Raw genomic sequence first — 22549 nt, 5'->3', positions numbered from 1 at the left:
CTGTTCCTCCTCTGATGATTGCAGAGCAGATACCATTTGAATTTTTTGCCGATAACTGGCTGAATTTCAAAACCAGTGTTAGGATTTTTCGAATGTACCATGTGAATGACCTGATGACCTTTATTTCCGTGGCCAAAACAGGCGGAGTCGGTTCGGCCGCCAAGGCTCAGGGCCTGTCCGCGGCGACAGTCAGTCATCGCATTACAAAGTTAGAAGAGGTTCTGAACCTAAAGCTGTTTCACCGCAACAGCCGCAAGGTACAGCTAACGAATGAGGGGATGATCTTTCTGGACCGGATTGAACCAATTCTGGCCGAACTGCGCGAAGCTGAATTGGATGCAGGAAGCGGAACCGGTGCATTGCGTGGGCATTTGCGGGTTACGCTGTCTCCTTGGATATTGTCTCGGTTCGTTATGCCTCAGATGGAGTCGTTTCAGCGTGAACATCCCGACCTTTCGATCGAGTTTCTGGCAGTGGATCGCTATGTATCGTTGGTGGATGAGGGGATCGATTGCGCCATTCGCGTTGGTCAGATGGCCGACAGCACGCTCAGAGCCCGGAAGCTGAGTGACAATGATCGGATCATCTGTGCGTCACCTCGATTTTGCGAAACATACGGCACCCCGCAAGTGATCGAAGATCTTCGGGTTATGCGCTGGGCGTGTTTGCCGTGGCAAACGCGGCTAGAGATCACGGGGCCGCATGGTGCCGGTCAGTTTTCAATTCCACGCGGGATTGCGGTTTCAAACTCGGACATGTTGACCGAGGCTGCTGTGCAGGGTCTGGGTTTGGCCGTTAAATCCCGCCTAGCCGTTCAGCGAGAGCTGGAAAGCGGCGCGTTGGTTGAAATAATGCCGGGTGTTCTGCGGTCTCCGGATGCGCCCATATCCTTTGTTCACGCGGGTAACGCGACACCGGGCCGAAAGGTTCGCGCCTTTTCAGACTTAGCCAGCCGCGCCTTTGAAAAACCGGTTGGTTCGAGACCGGCTACTTAGGGGGAAACGAGAAAAATTTTCCCTTTGAGCGAACACATCCTCTGATTAAAATCCATGCACTTGTTTGAAGGACATGTGAAATCGTGGCGAAGGCCGCATTACGGGAGAATTATTCATGGGAAAACGCGACGAGTTGATCGCCAAATATGCCGAAGACCTGAAGTCCAAATGTGGAATGGACGCGGATATGGACCTTTTGACCAAGGTCACGATCGGTTGCGGCCCGGCGATCTATGACGCTGATGCGGCAACTGTGGCGGCAACGCAGGAAGGTGAGATTGATACCGTCAAGAACAACTTCCTGATCAAAAAGCTAGGCCTTGCCGACGGTCCCGAGCTGGATGAGGCGATCAATAAAGTGCTGGAAACCTACGGCATGTCCGAGCGCAACAAATATCGCGCGGTCGTCTACTATATGCTGACCAAGCATTTTGGGAAAGAATCGGTTTACGGCTAAATCCACAAACCTGACGCCCGCTTCACCCGAGGTGGGCGTTTTAAATTTTAAGCAGTTGGTGTTTGTGCTGACAGCCTAAAACCGACTAATGTACCAATGTGACCAGGATGGTCAGAACCGGAATTTCTATACGCGTGTGGTGAGTCGGGAGCACGCGGGGTAGGGAAGGTTCTGCATCCGTCGGAACCTTCCCTTTTTTCATTCCGCTTGTGTTTGTCCTAATTCGCAGATCACCTGCCATTCGGTATCTGTAACCGGTTGCACGGACAGGCGTGAGTTCTTGACCAATACCATGTCGCCCAACCGTTCGTCTGATTTGATCTGGTCCAGCGTTACCTCTGTCACAAAGGGTCGGATGGCTTTGATGTCCACGCATTCCCAGCGATTATCATCGGTGGTGCTGTCAGGATGGGCTTCGGCGCAGACCTCGACGATGCCGACGACCGCTTTGTCCTTTTGGGAATGGTAAAAGAATCCACGGTCGCCCACCTGCATCTGTCGCATGAAGTTGCGGGCCTGATAGTTTCGAACGCCGTCCCATTCTTCGCCTGCCTCGCCTTTTGCAACCTGTTGGTCCCAGCTCCAGGTGGACGGTTCGGATTTGAACAGCCAAAAAGCCATTAGCCGACGACCTTTTTCCAAGTAATCAGGTCAACTGATTGAAACAGACCTGCTTTGGCATAAGGGTCATTGTCCGCCCAGCTTTGCGCAGCGGCCATGTCTTCGACTTCGAGAATAATAAGTGAGCCGATCATAGCGTCCCCATCCAGCAGAGGGCCAGCCTGCGCCACAACGCCTGTTTCCTCGATATAAGCGAGGTGGGCGGCGCGATTGTCCAATCGTGTTTGCAACGCGCCGTCCTTGTCACGGGCGATAAGAGCGATCAGCATTTTTATTCCTCCTTTAGGGGTCGGTTGAGCAGGGTTTCGATGGCTTGTGTTACGCTGTATGCGCCATGGCTCAGATCGGCGACGGTGGCACTGATGGGCATATCCAGTCCTTCGGTCTTGGCAATGTCCGCCATGGCGCGTGCGGTGGCGACACCTTCGACAGTTGTGTTGGAATCAAAGGGCTTCCTTAGACCCAAACTCAGACCAAAACGATAGTTTCTTGACAATTCTGACGCACATGTGAGCACCAGATCGCCCAGTCCCGACAGGCCCATCAAGGTATCGGGGCGCGCACCCCGCATCAGCGCAAAGCGCTGCATTTCGGCGAACCCCCGGGTCATCAAGGCCGCGCGCGCGCTGTCGCCCAGCCCCGCTCCGATGGCCGCGCCGCATGCTATGGCAATAACGTTCTTAAGCGCGCCGCCCAGTTCGGCTCCGATGATATCAGTTGTGCGATACAGGCGCAGATTGCTTGTGGTGAGCGTATGCTGCAAACCCATCGCGTCGTCGGCACAAGCCAGTGTCAACGCAGTCGGAAGACCACGCGCGATATCATCAGCAAAGCTGGGACCCGTCAGCAAAGCAGGGCGCGCATCCGGAACAGTATCGCGAATGACCGAAATTGGTCCAAGGCCCGTGGACAGCTCAATTCCTTTGCAGCAAGCGACCAGCGTCTTTCCAGAAAGAACAGCAGCGTGGTCCAGCAGAGCGCCCCGAAGTTGCTGCATTGGGACTGAAACCAGGATCGTCTCACTCTCTGCGGCCTTCGCAATGTTCGAGGTGGCTGTGATGACGTCCGGCAAACGCATGCTCGGTAGCCGTGCGGCATTCTCGCGCCCGCCCTGCATAAGCTGCGCCTGCTCTGGATCCCGAGCCCACAGCGTGACGGGTCCGTTTCCCGCCAATGAAATCGCCAAAGCGGTGCCAAACGCCCCTGATCCCAGCACTGAAATGCTCATGCTTTGGCACCTTTTTTACCACTGCCCAACATGGCTGGACTGGTCTGATCCAAAGGCCACCGAGGGCGCGCGGTCAGATCCAGCCCGTCACGTGCGCCGGCCCGGAAACGCTCGAGCCCGGCAAAGGCGATCATGGCTGCATTGTCCGTGCAAAGCGCAAGTGGTGGGGCCGTGAAACGCGTGCCTTTTTCATGCGCAACAGTCTCTAACACGGAACGAATGGGCGTATTTGCGGCCACACCACCGGCGACCGCGATCACAGGATCAGATGGGTTTTCTTCAAGATAGCTGTCAATCGCCCGTCGTGTTTTCTCGGCCAGAGTATCGACGATGGCCTGCTGAAATCCCGCGCACAGATCGGCGCGATCCTGCCGTGTTAATCCACCCTTTTCCGCCACGATCTGATCCCGCATGCGCATCAAAGCGGTCTTGAGGCCGGAAAAAGACAAGTCACAACCCGGCCGATCCAAAAGCGGGCGGGGAAATCGGAACCGCTTGGGATCGCCATTGCGGGCTTCGGCCTCGACCGAGGGGCCACCCGGCTGCGGCAGTCCCAAAAGGCGAGCGGTTTTATCAAATGCTTCGCCGGGCGCATCGTCGATCGTGCCCCCGAGGCGGGTAAACTGTTCTGGTCCGTGGGCGATCAGGTACTGGCAGTGTCCGCCCGAAACCAAAAGCATCAGGTATGGAAAGGTAATCCCGTCCGTCAATCGCGGCGTCAGGGCGTGCCCTGCCAAGTGGTTGACACCAATTAGCGGCAACCCGGTTGCCGCGCTGATCCCCTTGGCGCACATGACGCCGGACATTACGCCACCGATCAGGCCCGGGCCGGCTGTTACGGCGATGGCATCCATGTCCGAAAGGGTAAGGTTTGCGGCCTCTAACGCCTGAATCACGCAAGTATCCAGCTTTTCGGCATGCGCGCGCGCGGCGATTTCGGGTACGACACCCCCATAGGCGCTGTGCAAGTCGGTCTGCCCATGAACAATCGAGGATAAGATTTGCGTGCCATCACCGCCTTGGCGCACAACAGCAGCCGCTGTGTCGTCACAGCTGCTTTCCAGTCCGAGGACAGTAAGTGTTTGCACCATTGGCCTGATCCGTTAAACCTTGATTGCCAAGCGGGGTATCACCCTGTGCGGATGCAAACAATCCCAAGGCCCAAGGCGCCGACTGTTGTATTTGTTGATGACCCGCCCGCGCGCGGCCTCTGAAAGGTTCATCGCGCAGTTGCCAACCCGCGTCCGATCCCGGGTTGACGTCATCTATTCTCCGATACTCGAGATCAAGCCTCTCCCGGTCCAACAGCGCATTGACGATATACGTGGGTTGATTTTCACCTCGGCCAATGCCGTGAATGCTGCAGCGTCAATGGGGGTTGATCGATCCCTGCCTGCATATTGTGTGGGGTCTGCGACAACGGGAACGGCAAAGGGTGCAGGATGGGTCGCCAGTATGATGGGGCAAACGGCCGAGGAATTGGTTGCCGCGCTTTTGCAAACCCGGCCGCAAAGCCCGCTGCTGCACCTAAGGGGTGAACACACACGTGGAAACATCGCCGAAAGGTTGACCGAATCCGGTCTGACCGTGACAGAGCAAGCCGTTTATCAGCAGAACCTGTTACCGCTGACACCAGATGCAGCGGCCGCTGCAGCCGGGCACATTCCTGTGATTGCGCCAATTTTTTCGCCCAGAACGGCGCGACATTTTGCCGACATTTGGTCCGGATCGGCCCCGTTATGGCTGGTTGCAATCAGCCAGGCCACCGCTGAACCCCTTTTTTCTTTGCCCCACGCGGGTCTGAAGATCGCGAAAGAGCCTACACCCAAGAAAATGCGGAAAGCCGTTAAAAAACTTGTGAAACATGCGTTGCGGGTTGAGGGCGGCGAGGCCACCGATTAACTTAGTCAGGTCTGTTGTTCAGGTCTTTTCGGATTCGATAAGGGGAATATTGCGGTGGCTGGTAAGAAGAAAAATGATCAAAAGCCGGTGGAAGACCCAAATCTGGATGAAGTGACCGAAACCGTTTCTGCATCAGACGATTCCCTAGTTGACGAATTAGAGGCCAAGGAAGACGCACTTTCCGAAGCCGAAGCCGAAGCCGAAGCCGAAGCCGAAGCCGAAGCCGAAGCCGAAGCCGAAGCCGAAGCCGAAGCCGAAGCCGAAGCCGAAGCCGAAGCGAACCTTGAGCGTTTTAAGGAAAACCTGTCCGAACGTAATACCGAAAAGAAAAGCGCTGGTTTTATGCCCGCGTTGATCGGGGGCGCTATTGCGGCGGGTATCGGTTTTGCCGTCGGAAGCGCGGGGATGTTCTCGTCAGGTGACTCGGACGCGGTCGCCACGTTAGAGGCAAAACTGGCCGAACAGGCAGATCAGCTTGAAACACTGACCAAATCGTTGGCTGATGGCGCGGGTCTGTCGGCAAAAGTAGATGAGCTTTCGGGTCAGTTGGCGCCGGTTTCGTCGGATCTGGACGCGGTTAAGACCGCACTTGATGGTTTGGCTGGAAAGGTCGATCCGCTGACTGACCGTCTGACCGAATTGGAAAGCGGGGCCTTGACCCAAGGTGCCACACCCGAAGCGACCGCAGCTTTTGAAGCGGAACTGAAAAAACTACAGGATTCGTTAGCCGCCCAGCGCGCCGAAGTGGAAAAAATGGTTGCCGATGCTCAGGCGCTCGAGGCCAGAGCGTCAGACGAGGCATTGGCGGCAACCAATGCGGCGATCCTGTCGAAACTGCATAGCCAATTGGATGCGGGCCTGCCCTATGACGCACTGGTGTCTGAGTTGTCGGCAGGCGGTGTCGACATACCCGAGGCTCTGTCTGCTCCGGCGGACAAGGGTGTTGCAACGCTTTCTGCCTTGCGCGAGTCGTTTGATCCCGCGGCGCGTGTTGCGCTTGCCGACGCGCGAGAGGCTGATAAAGGCACTGGTATCGTCGCATTCCTGCAGCGGCAGACGGGTGCGCGATCGGTGACGCCTCAGGATGGTGACGATCCGGACGCGATTTTGTCACGCGCTCAGGCCGCGTTGTTGGATGGCAACGTGTCCGGCGCTTTGGATGAATTGAAATCCCTACCCGAGACGGCTCGGGCCGCGATGACGGATTGGGAACAGGCGGCTCAGGCGCGGGTAGCTGCGGTCGACGCCGCAGATGCGCTTGCCTCTGGCGCGAACTCGAACTGAAGGACCTGCCATGCTTTGGTCACTGTTAAAAATTCTGGTTTTTGTTGCGATTGTCGGGCTTCTCGCTGTGGGCGCGGGCTTTTTGATGGAAACCAGCGGTGGTGTGCAAATCACGGCGGGTGGAACCGAATACACGCTGGGGCCGCTACAATCTGTCATTGCGCTGGGTGTGATGGTGTTTGCGATTTGGCTGTTCTTCAAACTGCTCACCTTGCTGGTCGCCACGCTGAAATTCCTGAACGGTGATGAAACGGCGCTGTCGCGTTATTTCGACCGTAGCCGCGAGCAACGCGGATATCAGGCTTTGGCTGATGGCTTGATGGCGTTGGCCTCGGGCGAAGGGCGCGTCGCTATGAACAAGGCGACCAAGGCTGAAAAACTGCTGAACAAGCCGGAATTGACCAATCTTCTGGTGGCGCAGGCCGCCGAAATGAATGGCGATACCAAGAAGGCATCGGAAACCTACAAAAAGCTTGTGACCAACAACTCCACGCGCTTTGTTGGCGTTCGCGGAATCCTGAAACAAAAACTGGCCGAAGGCGACGACGACACGGCGCGTAAGCTGGCTGAAAAAGCGTTGGCGATCAAACCGCGCCATGCGGAAACGCAGGATATTCTGTTGGGTCTGCAAACCAAGTCCCAAGATTGGAGCGGCGCACGTTCCACGCTGACGGCCAAGTTGAAATCGGGCCACTTGCCACGCGATGTGTTCAAGCGGCGTGATGCGGTTCTGGCCTTGTCCGAAGCCAAAGGCATTCTGGATGAAAACGCCACCGTCGAGCAGCAAGAGCATGCAATCGAGGCGAACCGTTTATCGCCTGATCTTGTGCCTGCCGCTGCGATGGCTGCACGGGCCTACATCAAAAAGGGTAAGCCGCGTGCCGCTACAAAAATCCTGAAAAAGGCGTGGGAGGCACAGCCGCACCCTGATCTTGCGCATGCTTTTGCCGAGATCGCTCCGGATGAAACGCCGGTCGAGCGTATCAAACGCTTTGTTGCGCTGACCCGCGTGCACCCTGAAAACATGGAAACGCGCCTGATTTTGGCTGAGCTGAACATCGTGGCCGAAGATTTCCCCGAAGCTCGCCGTGCGCTGGGCGATGTGGTCGAAAAACAAGCCGACGCACGGGCGTATACCTTGATGGCTGCAATCGAACGTGGCGAAGGGGCCTCGGATGCGGTTGTACAAGGTTGGCTGGCCAAGGCATTGAATGCACCGCGGGGTCCGCAATGGGTGTGTGACAACTGCCATGATATTCAGGCCGAATGGGCGCCCGTCTGCCAGAACTGCCACAGCTTCGATACGCTAAGTTGGCAAACGCCCCAAACACCCGAAATCGCTTCGGCCACTGGTGTGCATATGCTGCCGCTGATTGTAGGCGCGATTGAGGACAAGGCAGAACCAGACATGGATGAGGCGGAAATCGACTCTGACGTCATCGAAATGGATGCCGAGCCAGCTCGTCCAGATGTTGAGCCTGCCGCCGAAGAAAAAGTCTAACGGGCGGTTTCTACGTCAAAGGCATCATTCCAAAGTTTGAATAGTTCTGCACGGCGGTTCTGATCTCTGGCGACCAAAAGGGCGGGGGACAGAGCAATAAAACGTTGTGCGCTGGGGTTCAGACCGGTATCCGCCGTGTCCATCTGCGCGACAAGCCCGGACGCGGATAGCAAGGCCTGAGCTTCGGGGGACAGAAGGAAATCCAGAAACCCGGTTGCTGCTGTTTTGTTCTCGGCTTGCCGGGGGATCATCAGCGCGCGCGACAAAACCAGCGTATAGTCTTCGGGCAGGATAACTCCGACGCCGGGGGCATTGGCATTGGCCACGTAAGATCCCAACACATTATAGGCGATCAGAAACCGCCCTTCTGCGACGTCGCGGATAATTTCCGAAGAACAGCAGGTGGCGACGGCATCAATACGTGCGAAACCTTCGATAAGCGAGCCAAAGGTCGTCGCTTCGAGGCTGTCGCCATAGGCAAACAGATAGCCTAACCCCGACGCGGCAATATCATAAGTTGCCACGCGGCCTCTTAACAAATCGGGTTGGGTGCGCATTGCATCAAGCAATGCAAACCTGCTGCGCGGAACGTCCTGATCCTGCAGCAACGTTTTGTTATAAGCGATGACGGCAGGTTCCGTTGTAATACCCCACAATTCGTCCCTCCACCGGCGCGCATTTGGCAGCGTGTCGGTCAGGTCGGACTTGTACCGATAGCCACAGGCCGAATTGACCAGCCAGACCATCTGCTGGATGGCCGAGGAAAACACCACATCGGCCGGGTTGGCACCCGTTTTGCAGACCGTGCGACTATGCTGGAACAAAGCGTTCGAGCCCCATTGTTCATAGGTGATCGAAAGTCGCGGGTTCAGGTCGGCAAAACGCTCCATAACTGGGGCGATAATCGCGATATCGGTCGTGGACCGGATCAGCATGGGCTGGCTGCCGCTGCCGAAACTGGCTGTGGCTTCCTGCGCGCGCAAGGGGAAGGCGGTGACAATCAGACTGATCAGAAACAGGACCCGGATCATGGATATTCCTTTTCCGTTGCGGCGGGGAAACTCAATGCGGCGCGAAATCCGGTTTCGGTACGTGCCATGTTGACGTGACCGTCGAATGCCTCGGCCGTGGATTTCACGATCGACAAGCCCAGTCCCGTGCTGTCTTCGCCAGATGCCGAAGTACGGTTGAAGCGATCGCCAAGCTGGTCAGCGATTTGCGTCGCCGGACCGCAGCCTTGATCCTGCACCCACAAGATCGCGCGATCCCCTTCCAAACATGCGCCAATGCTGACAGGTGGTTTGCCGTGACGCAGCGCATTGCCCAGAAGGTTTTTGGCTGCTTCGCCGATTGAAAACGCGTCGGCGCTGACCAGTACGGGGTCTTCTCCGATCTCAAGCCGCGTTTCAACGCCGGGCGCAATGACCTCGTGATCACCGTGCTCCAGAACGTCCAGCGCAACTTCGCGCAGGTCGACCGGAAGACGGGGGGCGCTGTCAATGCGGTGAATAACCATTGCGCGCGACAAAAGCTGATCCAGCAGTGTACCCAAAGAGCGCGTGCGCCCCAGTAACCTGTCCACAGCACGTTTTCGCGCGGGTTCATTCGGGTCATCCTGCGCTATTTCGGCCTGTACCCGAATTGCTGCGACTGGGGTCCGCAGTTGATGCGCGGTGTCGGCGATCAGGTTACGCATCGTTTCAACCTGGCGATCCAATCGCCCCATGAAACGGTTCATGGCGTTCAGCATCACTTGCAATTCACGCGGAAGACCATCGCTTGCCATTGGCGTCAGATCATGCGGGTCCCGGCGGGTGAGGTCTTCGGACAACGCCTCAAGCGGGCGCAAGGCGGACCGGGTGACAAACCAAGACATAATCAGCAGCAAGGCGCCAGCAGCGGCCATTGGAAGCAACGCATCTCGCATCAGACCAGCGGTCATGGATTGACGCGCGCGCAGGGTTTGGCCGACCAGAACCTCGACCTCGCCCGAGAAATCCCGTTCGGCAAACAAACGTGCCACGCGCACAAAGCGCGCGGGCTCGCCGTTCAGGTCAGCCGCGAAATACAGCGGCGTGCCTGTCTGATCCGGGACATCGATAACCGTGTCGCGATCCAGCCCGGTGATAAAGGGCCCATCAGGGACCTGAACCGCATAGTAGATCCGATCATCCGGTGCCTGGGCCAGCAATTGAAAAGCAGAGACGGGCAAATCCACCACCGGTTCACCATCCTGAATGCGGACCGACTCTGCGATATCGCTGGCGGCACCCAGCAACAGCCGGTCATAGGCCTGCCGTGCTGCAAGGCGTCCGTTTGCCCAGATTGAAAGACCCACAAGAAAGCCGCCCAACAGTAAGATCAGCACAACCGCACTTAGGACGCGGGCAGTCAGGCTGTGGGGCAGGTGAAGTTTAGCCATTCAGACCGATCCGGTATCCGACACCGCGCTGTGTCGTGATACTGATGGGGCTGCCTGCAAATTTTTTGCGAAGCCGCGCGATGTAAAGCTCGATCGCGTTTTCGCCCACATCCGCGTCGTCGAACCCATAGAGCGAGTCATAAAGGCGCGCCTTGGACAGGTATTGCCCTTCATGCCGGATAAGCGCATCCAGCACGGCGGCCTCGCGCGCTGTGAGGTTCAGTCGTTTTCCATCCAGCGTCGCACTGCGATCCTTGGGTGCATAGACAAGCGGCCCGAGGTTGATTTGCTCGCTTTTTCGATCCGCGTCGCGACGGACCAAAGCGCGCAAGCGCGCCTCAAGTTCGCGCTGATCAAAGGGTTTGCCCAGATAGTCATCCGCGCCTTTATCCAACGCCGCCACGCGATCTTCGACCGAGGTGAGTGCTGTCAGCATCAGAACCGGCGTTCGATCACCTGATGCGCGCATCCGTCCAAGAAAGTTCAGGCCCGAGCCGTCGGGTAGGTTGATGTCCAACAGCATTGCGTCATAGCTTTGCACCGCGCGGAAATCCTGAGCGGATTCTACCGTGGCGGCCAGATCGCACACGACACCGGACCGGGCCAGATGGGCGACTACGCCTTCGGCCAGATCTTCGGCATCTTCAACCATCAAAACGCGCATGCCCTCTCCCCAAAGCGTGACGCAGAACCGCTATGCGCTCATTATTCGGGAAACAGGTTCAACCTGCAAGGACACGCAGCTGCGCATCAGGGCGACATGGGTCGGCACCGGGGTTTAAAGGGCGCCGTTTTGGCCAATTGTCCCAGTCAATTCCGTTTGCTAACGTCTGCGCACGCCGGGGGAGGGCGTGCGACGCCAATGCTAGACTATTCGCATAACGCCTGGTTGGTGGCGGCCTCATTGGCCGTGGCGCTGATGGCTGGTTTCACCGGTCTGTACCTGACGCATGGCGCGTCCAAGATGGATAACCAACGGCGCAAATTCACGGTTGCTTTGGCCGCTGTGGTCTTGGGTGGCGGTATCTGGTCGATGCATTTCGTCGCCATGCTGGGCCTTCAACTGCCGATCCTGTTTTACTACGACGCGCTGATTACCTTGATTTCGGCGCTTGTGGCGATCCTGATGGTGGGGCTGGCGTTGCTGCTTTTGCATTTCCGCCCCCGAACCGTGCCAACTATCGTTGGGGCAGGCGTCATCGTAGGTCTGGGTATCGTCGTCATGCACTATGTTGGCATGGCCGGGATGCAGTTGTGCCGCCCGGTCTACAGCGCCTTTGACGTGGTGCTTTCAACCCTCGCGTCGGTGGTACTATCCGTGCTTGCGATTTGGGTTGCGTATGACAGCCGTACCCACAGGAATATCCTGCTGGGGACTGCTTGTTTCGGCGTGGCTGTGTTTACCATGCATTTCGTGGCCACCGGGCTGACGGATTTTGTTGCGACCGACACGGCCGGTGCGGCGGGGCCTGCGCTGGACAATCAGGTCTTGGCCATGGGAGTGACGGTATCGGTATTTCTGATCTGTGGCGCGTTTCTTCTGACGGGTATCACCTTTATCGAACCCAAGCCCGAGGTCGCGGTTGCGCCTGAACCTGCCCCTCAGCCTGACCCGACCCCGACCTTGCGCGCCGGCGTGCCGTTTGAACGCGAAGGTCAGACCTTTTTCGCGGAGCCCACGCAAATTGCTGCCATCCGGGCCGAGGGGCATTATACCGTTCTCTATATGGATAAAGAGAAACTGTTTTGTCCCTGGTCCATTACCGAGGCCGAGACGCGGCTGAAACCAGACGGTTTCCTGCGTGCCCATCGCAGTTATCTGGTGAACCCCAAACACGTCTCAAGTTTTGAACGGCACAAGGACAACGGCACCTGCTATTTCGACGGCGTGGATGCGTTGATCAAAGTGCCGGTTAGCCGGTCGCGCCTTACTGACATTCGCGACGCGCTGGGCCTTTGATCGCAGTTCGTGCAGCCCATTCGCATTTCGTGAAACAAGCTGCGCGCCCCGTTTCCGGTAGCTGGAACCGCTGATCCTATCCCCCTTTTCTGGATGCAGGTCCCCCAAGGCATTGTGTCGGACCCAGGGAGGAAAAATATGATACCAGCCGGATTCGAGTATCACCGGCCGGGCGACATCGCCTCGGCCATTGGCATTTTGCAGGAACATGGAGATGAGGCGCGCGTGATCGCGGGCGGGCACAGCCTGATCCCGATGATGAAACTGCGCATGGCCGAGATGGGCCACTTGGTCGATCTTCAAGCCATCGATGAGCTTAAGGGCATCGACGTCGGGGCGGATACCGTCACTCTGGGCGCGATGGTCACGCAGCACGAGCTGATTACCCACGAAGGGCTGGCTACTGCCGTGCCGCTTATCCGCGAGGCGGCGCTTCAAATTGCTGATCCTCAGGTTCGGTATGTTGGCACCGTTGGCGGCAACGTGGCGAATGGAGATCCGGGCAATGATATGCCGGGGCTGATGCAGTGTCTGAACGCGACGTTCCATTTGTCCGGCCCTGATGGCAACCGCAGTGTCCCCGCGCGTGAGTTTTACGAGGCGGCCTATTTCACTGCTCGTGAAGACGAAGAGATCCTGACCCGGATTTCGATTCCTGTTCCGGATGCAGGCGTTGGTCAGGCCTACGAAAAGCAAAAGCGCAAGATCGGCGATTATGCCACTGCTGCTGCTGCGGTGATGGTGGGCAACGGAACGGCCTCGGTCGCGATGACCAATCTGGCCGACACGCCGATCTGGTCCGAAGGTGCAAGCGCTGCGTTGGCCGATGGCGACGTGAACGGCTGCGTTGCCGCGATGCTGGATGCGATCGAGCCTGTGGCCGACAACCGCGGCCCCGTCGAATTCAAGAAACATGTGGCGGGCGTCATGCTGCGCCGCGCCATCGACCGCGCACAAAGCCGCGCGGGTTGAGGGGAGGATACAATGTCAAAAATGCACGTCAAACTCACCGTGAACGGCAAAGAGGTCGAAGGTCTGGCCGAACCGCGCACGCTGCTGATCCACTTCCTGCGGGAAGATCTGAAAATCACCGGCCCCCATATCGGGTGCGAAACCAGCCATTGCGGGGCTTGCACCGTGGATATCGATGGCAAGTCCGTGAAATCCTGCACCACCTTTGTGGCGCAGGTGAACGGGGCGGATATCACCACTGTCGAAGGGCTGACCAACGACGATGGCAGCCTTGGCGTACTGCAGGAGATGTTCCGCGAACATCACGGGCTGCAATGCGGTTTCTGCACGCCGGGCATGATTACCCGCGCGCATCGCCTGCTACAGGAAAACCCGAACCCGACCGAGGAAGAGATTCGTTTCGGCATGGCCGGGAACCTCTGCCGTTGCACCGGCTACCAGAACATCGTCAAGGCGATCTCGGCCTCGGCTGACATGCTGAACGCTCAGAAGGAGGCCGCGGAATGAACGACCAGACACTGACCCCCGAAGAACGCGCCGCCAATCTCAAAGGTATGGGCAGCTCGCGCAAACGCGTCGAGGACGTGCGCTTTACCCAAGGCAAGGGCAACTATGTCGATGACATCAAGCTGGACGGGATGCTGTTCGGCGACTTTGTGCGCTCCCCCTACGCACATGCCCGCGTTGTCAGCGTGAACAAAGAGGCCGCGCTGGCGCTGCCCGGCGTGATCGCTGTTCTCACCGCCGAAGACCTGTCTCCGCTGGGCCTGCATTGGATGCCGACACTGGCAGGCGATAAACAGATGGTGCTGGCCGATGGCAAAGTGCTGTTCCAAGGTCAGGAGGTCGCTTTCGTTGTGGCCGAGGATCGCTATATCGCGGCGGATGCTGTGGAACTGGTCGAGGTTGAGTATGAAGAGCTACCGGTTCTGACCGATCCGTTCGAGGCGTTGAAATCCGATGTGGTCCTGCGCGAAGACCTTGAAGGTCAGACCGAAGGTGCGCATGGCCCTCGCAAGCATCACAACCACATCTTCACTTGGGAACAAGGCGACAAGGACGCGACCGAGGCCATCCTGGCTGAAGCCGATGTGGTTGCCGAAGAGATGGTCTATTACCACCGCACCCATCCTTGCCCGCTGGAAACCTGCGGTTCTGTGGCCAGCATGGACAAGGTGACCGGCAAGCTGACGCTCTACGGTACGTTTCAGGCGCCGCACGCGATCCGAACGGTTGTGTCGCTGATCTCTGGCATCGCCGAGCACAATATCCGCGTCATCAGCCCCGATATCGGTGGCGGTTTTGGCAACAAGGTTGGAGCCTATGCGGGCTATGTCTGCTCGGTTGTGGCCTCGATTGTCACCGGCAAGCCGGTGAAATGGGTCGAGGACCGGATGGAGAACCTGATGTCCACCGCCTTTGCCCGCGACTACTGGATGCAGGGCAAGATCGCGGCCACCAAGGATGGTAAGATTACCGGGCTGTGGTGTCACACAACGGCGGACCATGGCGGCTTTGACGCCTGTGCGGACCCGACCAAATTCCCGGCGGGGTTCATGAACATCTGCACCGGGTCCTATGACATCCCGACCGCTTATCTGGCCGTGGATGGGGTTTATACCAACAAGGCTCCGGGTGGGGTGGCCTATCGCTGTTCCTTCCGCGTGACTGAGGCCGCCTATTTCATCGAACGGATGATCGAGGTTCTGGCCATCAAGCTGAACATGGACGCGGCCGAGCTGCGCAGGATCAACTTCATCAAGGCCGATCAGTTCCCGTATCAGTCTGCGCTGGGCTGGGAGTATGACTCGGGCGACTACCACACTGCGTGGGATAAAGCTCTGAAGGCCGTGGACTACGAAGGTCTGCGCGCCGAACAGGCGCAGCGGGTTGAGGACTTCAAGGCTGGCAAAACCCGCAAACTGCTGGGCATTGGTCTGACGCATTTCACCGAGATCGTCGGCGCCGGGCCGGTTAAGAACTGTGATATCCTCGGGCTTGGGATGTTCGACAGCTGCGAAATCCGCATTCACCCGACCGGGTCCGCTATCGCGCGGCTGGGGACGATCTCGCAGGGTCAGGGCCATGCCACGACCTTTGCGCAGATCATCGCCAGTGAGATTGGCCTGCCAGCCGATGACATCACGCTGGAGGAAGGGGACACCGATACTGCGCCGTATGGTCTTGGGACCTATGGCTCTCGATCCACGCCCGTGGCCGGTGCGGCAACAGCAATGGCTGCGCGCAAAATCCGCGCCAAGGCCCAGATGATCGCGGCCTATCTGCTTGAGGTCCACGACGACGATGTCGAATGGGACGTGGATCGGTTCTCAGTCAAAGGTGCGCCCGAGCGGTTCAAGACCATGAAGGAAATCGCCTTTGCCGCCTATAATCAGGCAATTCCGGGACTGGAACCCGGTCTGGAGGCGGTCAGCTATTATGACCCGCCGAACATGACCTACCCGTTCGGGGCCTATATCTGCGTCATGGAGATCGACGTCGACACCGGCGAGTGGGATGTTCGGAAGTTCTATGCGCTGGATGATTGCGGCACCCGGATCAACCCGATGATCATCGACGGGCAGGTTCATGGCGGTGTGACCGAGGCGTTGGCCATCGCGATGGGGCAAGAGATTGCCTATGATGAGATGGGCAATGTTAAGACCGGCACGCTGATGGATTTTTTCCTGCCGACCGCTTGGGAGACGCCGAACTACATTACCGATTATACGGTGACGCCTTCGCCGCATCATCCCATTGGGGCCAAAGGTGTGGGTGAAAGTCCGAATGTGGGAGGCGTGCCTTGTTTCTCGAACGCAGTGCATGATGCGTTCCGGCCCTTCGGGTTGGTGCAGAGCCATATGCCGCATGATCATTGGCGGATCTGGAAGATCGCAAATGGGTTGGGGATGCATGGGTGATCGGGTTCGGACCGGCTGATGCCGGTCCGACAGAGGCAAGGGGGCATCGTCCATTGTTACTCGAACCAATGGCGTAACAATGAACGATCCCCTTGGACCCCCGGGATATTTTTAGCCAGATGAAGAATGGATCCTGTTTGTGAGCTTGAGTGACGTTCAAAATGGATTGGCCGCACAAGGCTATGTCGCAGATGATCGGTTAGCGATGGCGTTGCATCTGGCGCAGGCTTTGGGGCGGCCTTTGTTGCTGGAAGGCCCCGCTGGCGTTGGCAAGACCGAGGTTGCCAAAGCGATGGCGGCTTGGCGTGCGGCTCGGTTGATCCGGTTGCAATGTTACGAAGGGTTGGATGCCAGCCACGCGATTTATGAGTGGAATTACCAGCGTCAGTTGTTGGCGATCCGGGCATCTGAAGCGCAAGGCGGTTTAACAGAATCGAAGTTGTTTTCGGATGAATTTCTGCTCAAACGCCCATTATTAGAGGCTATAACTGAAGATACACCTCCGGTTCTGCTGATTGATGAGATCGATCGCGCAGATGAAGAGTTCGAGGCTTATTTGTTGGAGATCCTATCCGACTTTCAGATCACGATTCCAGAACTTGGGACCGTTGAAGCCAAGACCCGACCGATCGTGATCCTGACTGCTAATGGCACACGCGATTTGTCTGATGCCCTGCGACGGCGGTGCTTGTACAGCTTTCTGGACTATCCGTCGAAAGATACCGAGATGGCCATTTTGCGAGCGCGCATGCCTGCGATTGAGGGGCTATTGGCACGGCAGATTATCGGGGTCGTTCAGGCGCTGCGCAAGGAAGACCTCGAGAAAACTCCGGGTATTGCCGAGATGCTGGATTGGGCGGCTGCCCTGTCCGGTTTGGGGGTCAACGATCTGGCGCAGTCGAGGGAAGAAGTTCAGGCCACGCTGGTGTGTCTGCTGAAGACGGCCGCAGATTACGACGCTGCGCCGCCCGAGGTTATGGACCGCCTGATCGGGAAGGTTGCGTGATGCAGGTGACGCGTTTTCCATCGCGGGCTGCGGGCCTTGCCGACCGGATGTCTGGCTTTATGGCCCATCTGCGCATGAACGGGTTGCGTGTGGGCCCGAAGGAAACCGGAGAAGCGCTTGCTGCCTTGTCAGAGGTTGAGGCAACGGATGTTGATCAGGCCAGACAGGCGCTGTGCGCGCTACTGGCCGGAGACGCCGAGGAGTGGCGTCGGTTTGACGAGTTGTTCGATGCCTATTGGTTCAATACGGGCAAACAACGGTCAGGTCAGGCCCAAAGCGCACATGTGCGGGTGCAATCCGCAAAGCCAATGATCTGGCAAAGCCAGGGCAAAGCAGAGGAAGAACAATCAAAGAATTCAGATCAGGCAGCCACCACTCCTGATCCGGGCGACGGGGAGGCCGAGGGGATGGACGGGAAGCTGATCGCGACCCGCACGGCGAACCTGTCGCGCCGGGACCTTCGGGAGGTGATGGATGAACAGGCTCTAATACAGGCGGAAAAAGCGGCTTTGACGCTTGCCCGTGCGATCCGCGACCGTCGATCACGCCGTCGGAAACGCGCATCGCGAGGCCCCGCCCTGGATATGCGGCGGATTCAACGTGCCAGCCTTGCACGAGGCGGAGAGCCGATTGACCTGTTCCGTCGCGCGCGGCCACCGCGCCCCATGCGGATTGTTGCCTTGTGCGATGTCAGCGGGTCGATGACCGTGTACTCTCGTGTCTTTCTGGCATTTCTGAAAGGTCTTATCGGCAGCGGTACCCAAGCGGATGCCTACCTGTTCCACACGCGCCTGATGCGTGTCACCGACGCGCTGCGTGATCATGACTCGATCCGGGCTGCAGGCCGCTTATCCTTGATGGCCGAAGGGTTTGGCGGCGGTACTGATATCTCAGGCAGTCTTGAGAGCTTTCTGAACGGCTATGGCGCGCGTGCCCTGAATGGCCGTACTATCGTACTAATCCTGTCGGACGGCTATTGCAGTTCGGACCCGCAGGCGCTGGGCGCGGTTCTGGCACGTATTCGCCGAAAAGCGCGGCGGATTGTCTGGCTGAACCCCTTGAAAGGGTGGCAGAATTATCAGCCGATCGCAGCCGCAATGCAAGCGGCCGAACCTCATCTGGACGCGCATCTGCCAGCGAACACCCTTGACGCTTTGGCTGCGCTTGAACCGCAGTTCCGCAAGTTGTGAAAGGAGCCGAGAATGGTAAATTTCGATATCTTTGACACGATTGAGACCCTGCGTCAGACCGGTGATCCCTTTTGCGTCGCCACGGTACTGCGAACGGCAGATGCCACCTCGGCCAAGGCCGGGGGCAAGGCGGCGATCACGCGGGACGGGCGGATACTGGGTCATCTGGGTGGCGCGTGCGTTCAGCGTGCGGTGCGCAGTTCGGCGCAAGAGGCCCTGACCAGTGGCGAGCCACAAATGATCCGTGTCAAACCCTCGGATAAGGTGGTCAGCATGACGGACACGGACGGTTTTCAAACGTTCAAAAGCGGCTGCCCCTCGGGCGGTACGGTGGATCTGCTGGTCGAGCCCTATCAACACGCGCCGCGACTGGTCATTTTTGGGGATTCCCTGATCGCCAAAGCCTTGTCCGAGCATGCCACTCTGGCTGGTTTTCGCGTGCACGCAGGCGATCCGGCAACAGTGCACGAGCTGGGTATCGAGCCACGCGATTTCGTTGTCGTCGCATCGCAGGGCCAAGGCGATGGAATTGCGTTGGAGGCCGCGCTGAAAACACCCGCAGCGCGGGTTTCTATGGTGGCCAGCCGTCGCAAAGCCGACACTTTGACGGAAAAGCTGATCGCCAAGGGGCTCGACGCCGCCAGCGCGGCACGCCTCAAATCGCCGGCGGGCCTGAATATCCATGCAATAGACCCACATGAGATCGCGCTGTCCATATTGGCCGAGATCGTGATGTGGCGGAACACGGACAAATCAAAAGAGGTGCCTCAGGATGAAAAACTTGCTTAAACGGCTCAAATCCCTTTGGCCCAAGCGCCCCGAACAAACACCCCAAGAGGCGGCTGAGACCGCGCTGCGGGTCTTTCCCAAGTGTTGTTGAACAAAGGAAACACCAATGGAACTGAGTGACGAAATCCGCATCGCAGCACCGCGCGACGTGGTATACAAAGCACTGAACAACCCCGAGATTTTGCAGGAGTGCATTCCCGGCTGCGAAGAGTTGATACAAAACTCGCCCGAAGACTTGGAGGCAAAAGTTGTTCTCAAGATCGGCCCGGTCAAAGCCAAGTTTGCAGGGCAGGTCACATTGGACAACACAAACGCGCCAAATGGCTTCTCTCTGACGGGCGAGGGCAAAGGCGGTGCTGCCGGGTTCGCCAAGGGCGGCGCTGATGTCACCCTGACCGAAGACGGGGGGGAAACGGTTCTTACCTATACGGCAAAGGTGGATGTGGGCGGCAAGATCGCCCAGCTTGGCAGTCGTTTGATTGCGGGAACAGCCAAAAAACTGTCTGGCAAGTTCTTCACACGGTTCGGAGAGATCGTGGCGGAACAGGCTGTGTCCTGATCTTTAGGCTCGGGCCGGTTCTTGCGCTGGCCCGAGCGGTTGTTTTGTCGATTGAAGTCCCATTTTGAACATTAATTATTGCAGGCCGAATGCGGGTCGTTACATCATCATATTTCGGTGCATAGTTCTTTGTTCTGGTGGTGAAGATGATTGATGAAAATGGCTCGTCGGTACGGGATTCTCATGTCTGGATTTCGACTACGTGGAACAACAAGTCCGGTGTAACTCCCATGACGCGGAGGGAATATGAACGGCATTGGCTGTCTGCTCAACCTATTGATGTAAAAGAAAAGTACCGCGCATTGCTCGATGGTTCTTTCAAAAAAATTCGAAAAGGAGAGCGGTTGACCGACGCCGAGGTTGGCGACGTCTGGTACTATGGCTCACAGGACGGCAATCCGGCACCGAGTTTCATGAACGGGGGCGGTCTGCCGGTGCTGTCAGACTCGGCCAAAACGGTTTTGGAACAGTTCGATCTGGGTGAGATCTATTTCCATTCGATCAGATTGCAGACCCCGGCGGGTCATGCGAGCACGGACGAGCCCTATTACATCCTGAACGTGTGCAACAAACGGTCGATGGGGAATTACGAAGCCTTGGGGCCCGAGGGCGATTTTGCAGCGCCATTGAACAATCTTGCCGGCAAGATTTTCAGTCCAAGGTCGGGGTGGGAGCATAAACTGGTCGTTGTCCCCGAGGCACTAGGCGGCCCTGACCTCTGGATTGATCAAAAAACGCCCCGAATCCTATTCCTCTCCGAACGTCTTGTCTCAGCCATGAAAACTGCCGGAGTTGATGACGGTTGGGGTTTAGTCCGCTGCCCCGTTGGGGTTCTTTAATCCGCAGCCAAACCCGCCTCCGCCGCTGATCAAAGCCGGTCCGCATGGACGTGACACAGTCAAAACGCGACAGCAAACAGCCGCACGAACTGGCGGCTTAAGATATTATGATGTGGTCGGGTATTTGGTGCCCAGGAGAGGACACGGGCATCATTTAATATCAATGTCTTAATCGGAAAAGATAGTAATAAAATAGTAATCCAAAATGAAAACGCCCCGTCCGCGGCAACGGACAAGGGCGCTTGTCGAGACGAAACTACAAATACTCTCTGCGTTGAATCTACCACGCTCTACCCCATCCTGCAACGACATTGGGGAGAGTTGGTATGAGTGTTTCCCACCAAATCCCCGACCACATCAAACGCGTTGCCCGTTCAGTTGGATACGCTCTTTGGCTGGACAGCTCAGATAGCTGGTTTGGCCTTCCTGTGATCCTGCGTGCTCGTCTTGAGCCGCACCAACGTGCCGCTTTGGTGTTCATGGCAATCAAGTCTCTGGACACTGAAGACGCGATCATGACTGTCGAAAGCGCGATTGGCAAAGGGGCAGGAATGCCCCAAACGCCGTTTGAACTGGACTTTCTGGATCAGGCGGCGTTCTGGGCAGAGCGCGCCGATCCGAAAGAGATCGAGGCGTATTGCCTCGCATGCTTCAGCGCCATGCCACGCACCCGTCAGGCTGCTTTCCTCGAATTTGTGCAGGGGAGGCAGGTAGCGTGATGCGTGATTTTGCTGAAATGGCAGATCGACTGGGTTCCTATAAGGCAGAGCAGACAAAGCCGGGCATTCGTGCCGCGACCCCCTTTGCTTGGCGTGACCCTGCTAAAATACCACCTCGTCCATGGATCTACGGCCACCACCTGATCCGCAAACAGGTTTCGGTGACCGTGGCTCCTGGGGGCGTCGGCAAGTCGTCTCTCACTATCTGTGAGGGCTTAGCCATGGCGACCGGCCGCAAGCTACTGGGTGATTGGGTCGCGCCCGATCTCAAGGTTTGGATATTCAATCTGGAAGATCCGCGCGATGAATTGGATCGGCGCATCATCGCAGCGATGCAGCACTATCAGATCCCGCCTGACGAACTCTTCAAGGGAACGTCTGACTGGCCAGACTCTCCCAGACTATTTGTTGACACCGGGCGCGAACGCGAACTGTGTACGGCCATTCAAACGCGAGAGGGCGTTAAAATCCTAGAGCCTTGTCTCGAGGAACTGGCAGCGGAAATCCTTGCCCGTGGCATCGACGTTCTTATCGTCGATCCATTCGTGTCATCGCATCAGGTCACTGAAAATGACAACGGTGCCATTGATGTCGTTGCAAAGGAATGGGCCAGGCTGGCGGACTATTGCAATTGCGCAATCGAGTTGGTGCACCACACCCGCAAAACCAATGGTGAGGACGCCACCACAGAGAGCGGGCGTGGCGCAACCGCGCTGTTAGCTGCCGCCCCCTCCGGTCGTGTGCTCAATAAGATGGGTGAGGATCTGAAGGCGGAAGCCGGGGTGCAGGATGATCCCAGCACCTATTTCGCAATCAACCGTGACAAGGCCAATTTGGCCCCTGTTGGCAAGCGGGTATGGCGTCGTATGGCGTCTGTGCGGCTTGCCAATGGTGATGACGTTGGCGTGGTCGAGGTCTGGGAATGGCCCGATGCATTTGACGGCGTATCCACCGATGACCTGCTGTCTGTGCAGCGCGAGATAGACGGCAAGGCCCTACGGTACTCTGACAAGGCTGGGGATGATTGGGCGGGCATCGTGATTGCCGAAGTGCTGGGCTTGGATGCCACCTCAGACCGCAAGCGTATCAAGAAAATGATCGAGGTTTGGCTGAAGTCAGGCGCGCTCAACAAGGTCAAGATCAAGGATGAGAACAGGGTGGAACGCCCCTGTCTGGAGGTGGGT

The 22549-nt window shown here is 57.6% G+C and carries 22 protein-coding genes and 1 pseudogene; 16 read left to right on the top strand and 7 right to left on the bottom strand.

Translation table 11 applies throughout. The features are described from left to right. The first annotated feature begins 92 nt into the window (after window positions 1-92). Window positions 93-995 carry a LysR family transcriptional regulator gene (locus tag ACR0BD_RS00315; RefSeq protein ID WP_480828298.1) on the top strand — a complete coding sequence of 301 codons (903 nt, stop codon included), beginning with the start codon at window positions 93-95 and terminating at the stop codon, window positions 993-995. 115 nt (window positions 996-1110) lie between these two features. Then, the gene (locus ACR0BD_RS00310) at window positions 1111-1452 is read left to right on the top strand and encodes a DUF2853 family protein (RefSeq protein WP_480828297.1); all 342 of its coding nucleotides are present in this window, start codon (window positions 1111-1113) and stop codon (window positions 1450-1452) included. A gap of 198 nt (window positions 1453-1650) precedes the next feature. On the opposite strand, the gene ACR0BD_RS00305 is transcribed toward ACR0BD_RS00310, so the two are convergent. From ACR0BD_RS00305 to tsaD, 4 genes are read right to left on the bottom strand one after another with little or no spacing between them, the layout of a single operon-like run. Continuing rightward, a complete protein-coding gene (locus ACR0BD_RS00305; RefSeq protein WP_480828296.1) occupies window positions 1651-2073 on the bottom strand; it encodes an EVE domain-containing protein in 423 nt (140 codons plus the stop codon). Further along, entirely contained in the window at window positions 2073-2342 is a 270-nt protein-coding gene (locus ACR0BD_RS00300; RefSeq protein ID WP_480699458.1) for a YciI family protein, read from the bottom strand. Before ACR0BD_RS00300 ends, ACR0BD_RS00305 begins: the two co-directional genes overlap by 1 nt. A gap of 2 nt (window positions 2343-2344) precedes the next feature. After that, window positions 2345-3301, bottom strand: a complete 957-nt coding sequence (locus tag ACR0BD_RS00295) for an NAD(P)H-dependent glycerol-3-phosphate dehydrogenase (protein WP_480699460.1) — start codon at window positions 3299-3301, stop codon at window positions 2345-2347. Next, window positions 3298-4392: a tRNA (adenosine(37)-N6)-threonylcarbamoyltransferase complex transferase subunit TsaD gene (tsaD, locus tag ACR0BD_RS00290; RefSeq protein ID WP_480828295.1), complete on the bottom strand. Its 1095-nt coding sequence runs from the start codon at window positions 4390-4392 to the stop codon at window positions 3298-3300. Before tsaD ends, ACR0BD_RS00295 begins: the two co-directional genes overlap by 4 nt. An 85-nt stretch (window positions 4393-4477) precedes the next feature. On the opposite strand from tsaD, the gene ACR0BD_RS00285 reads away from it, so the two are divergent. The 3 genes from ACR0BD_RS00285 to ACR0BD_RS00275 are packed head-to-tail and all read left to right on the top strand — an operon-like array spanning window position 4478 to window position 7988. Further along, the gene (locus ACR0BD_RS00285) at window positions 4478-5203 is read left to right on the top strand and encodes a uroporphyrinogen-III synthase (protein WP_480828294.1); all 726 of its coding nucleotides are present in this window, start codon (window positions 4478-4480) and stop codon (window positions 5201-5203) included. A 54-nt stretch (window positions 5204-5257) separates the two neighbouring features. After that, window positions 5258-6487: a COG4223 family protein gene (locus ACR0BD_RS00280; RefSeq protein ID WP_480828293.1), complete on the top strand. Its 1230-nt coding sequence runs from the start codon at window positions 5258-5260 to the stop codon at window positions 6485-6487. 10 nt (window positions 6488-6497) lie between these two features. After that, on the top strand, window positions 6498-7988 hold the full coding sequence (locus ACR0BD_RS00275; protein ID WP_480828292.1) for a heme biosynthesis HemY N-terminal domain-containing protein: 1491 nt from the start codon (window positions 6498-6500) through the stop codon (window positions 7986-7988). On the opposite strand, the gene ACR0BD_RS00270 is transcribed toward ACR0BD_RS00275, so the two are convergent. The 3 genes from ACR0BD_RS00270 to ACR0BD_RS00260 are packed head-to-tail and all read right to left on the bottom strand — an operon-like array spanning window position 7985 to window position 11074. Then, complete coding sequence (locus ACR0BD_RS00270) at window positions 7985-9019, bottom strand: ABC transporter substrate-binding protein (RefSeq protein ID WP_480828291.1); 1035 nt, start codon at window positions 9017-9019, stop codon at window positions 7985-7987. The genes ACR0BD_RS00275 and ACR0BD_RS00270 overlap by 4 nt on opposite strands. Further along, window positions 9016-10410, bottom strand: coding sequence for a sensor histidine kinase (locus ACR0BD_RS00265; RefSeq protein ID WP_480828290.1), 1395 nt, complete (start codon window positions 10408-10410; stop codon window positions 9016-9018). Before ACR0BD_RS00265 ends, ACR0BD_RS00270 begins: the two co-directional genes overlap by 4 nt. Next, window positions 10403-11074 carry a response regulator transcription factor gene (locus ACR0BD_RS00260; RefSeq protein WP_480699473.1) on the bottom strand — a complete coding sequence of 224 codons (672 nt, stop codon included), beginning with the start codon at window positions 11072-11074 and terminating at the stop codon, window positions 10403-10405. The genes ACR0BD_RS00265 and ACR0BD_RS00260 overlap by 8 nt, the downstream gene beginning before the upstream one ends. Window positions 11075-11272: 198 nt before the next feature. On the opposite strand from ACR0BD_RS00260, the gene ACR0BD_RS00255 reads away from it, so the two are divergent. From ACR0BD_RS00255 to ACR0BD_RS00205, 11 genes and pseudogenes are all read left to right on the top strand, one after another. After that, on the top strand, window positions 11273-12370 hold the full coding sequence (locus ACR0BD_RS00255; protein WP_480828289.1) for an MHYT domain-containing protein: 1098 nt from the start codon (window positions 11273-11275) through the stop codon (window positions 12368-12370). Window positions 12371-12508: 138 nt separating this feature from the next. Beyond that, window positions 12509-13342 carry an FAD binding domain-containing protein gene (locus ACR0BD_RS00250; RefSeq protein WP_480828288.1) on the top strand — a complete coding sequence of 278 codons (834 nt, stop codon included), beginning with the start codon at window positions 12509-12511 and terminating at the stop codon, window positions 13340-13342. A gap of 12 nt (window positions 13343-13354) precedes the next feature. Then, window positions 13355-13849, top strand: coding sequence for a (2Fe-2S)-binding protein (locus ACR0BD_RS00245; RefSeq protein ID WP_170355562.1), 495 nt, complete (start codon window positions 13355-13357; stop codon window positions 13847-13849). Further along, window positions 13846-16263 (top strand): aerobic carbon-monoxide dehydrogenase large subunit, encoded by a 2418-nt coding sequence (locus tag ACR0BD_RS00240; protein WP_480828287.1) that lies wholly within the window; start codon window positions 13846-13848, stop codon window positions 16261-16263. Before ACR0BD_RS00245 ends, ACR0BD_RS00240 begins: the two co-directional genes overlap by 4 nt. Before the next feature lie 139 nt (window positions 16264-16402). Further along, on the top strand, window positions 16403-17269 hold the full coding sequence (locus tag ACR0BD_RS00235; RefSeq protein ID WP_480828286.1) for an AAA family ATPase: 867 nt from the start codon (window positions 16403-16405) through the stop codon (window positions 17267-17269). Further along, the gene (locus ACR0BD_RS00230) at window positions 17269-18459 is read left to right on the top strand and encodes a vWA domain-containing protein (RefSeq protein ID WP_480828285.1); all 1191 of its coding nucleotides are present in this window, start codon (window positions 17269-17271) and stop codon (window positions 18457-18459) included. The genes ACR0BD_RS00235 and ACR0BD_RS00230 overlap by 1 nt, the downstream gene beginning before the upstream one ends. 12 nt (window positions 18460-18471) lie before the next feature. Continuing rightward, the gene (locus ACR0BD_RS00225) at window positions 18472-19248 is read left to right on the top strand and encodes an XdhC family protein (protein ID WP_480828284.1); all 777 of its coding nucleotides are present in this window, start codon (window positions 18472-18474) and stop codon (window positions 19246-19248) included. A gap of 106 nt (window positions 19249-19354) precedes the next feature. Continuing rightward, window positions 19355-19807, top strand: coding sequence for an SRPBCC family protein (locus ACR0BD_RS00220; protein WP_480828283.1), 453 nt, complete (start codon window positions 19355-19357; stop codon window positions 19805-19807). A gap of 146 nt (window positions 19808-19953) precedes the next feature. Further along, the gene (locus ACR0BD_RS00215) at window positions 19954-20646 is read left to right on the top strand and encodes an imm11 family protein (RefSeq protein ID WP_480828282.1); all 693 of its coding nucleotides are present in this window, start codon (window positions 19954-19956) and stop codon (window positions 20644-20646) included. Window positions 20647-20972: 326 nt separating this feature from the next. After that, window positions 20973-21365, top strand: a complete 393-nt coding sequence (locus tag ACR0BD_RS00210) for a hypothetical protein (protein WP_480828281.1) — start codon at window positions 20973-20975, stop codon at window positions 21363-21365. Then, window positions 21293-22024, top strand: a pseudogene (locus tag ACR0BD_RS00205) (AAA family ATPase); the annotation flags it as partial. The gene ACR0BD_RS00210 and the pseudogene ACR0BD_RS00205, both read left to right, overlap by 73 nt. Window positions 22025-22549 lie beyond the last annotated feature (525 nt).

This window comes from Ruegeria sp. G5, from assembly GCF_056533365.1.
Note: the sequence above shows the minus strand (reverse complement) of the source record. Positions and strands in the feature narration are given on the sequence as shown.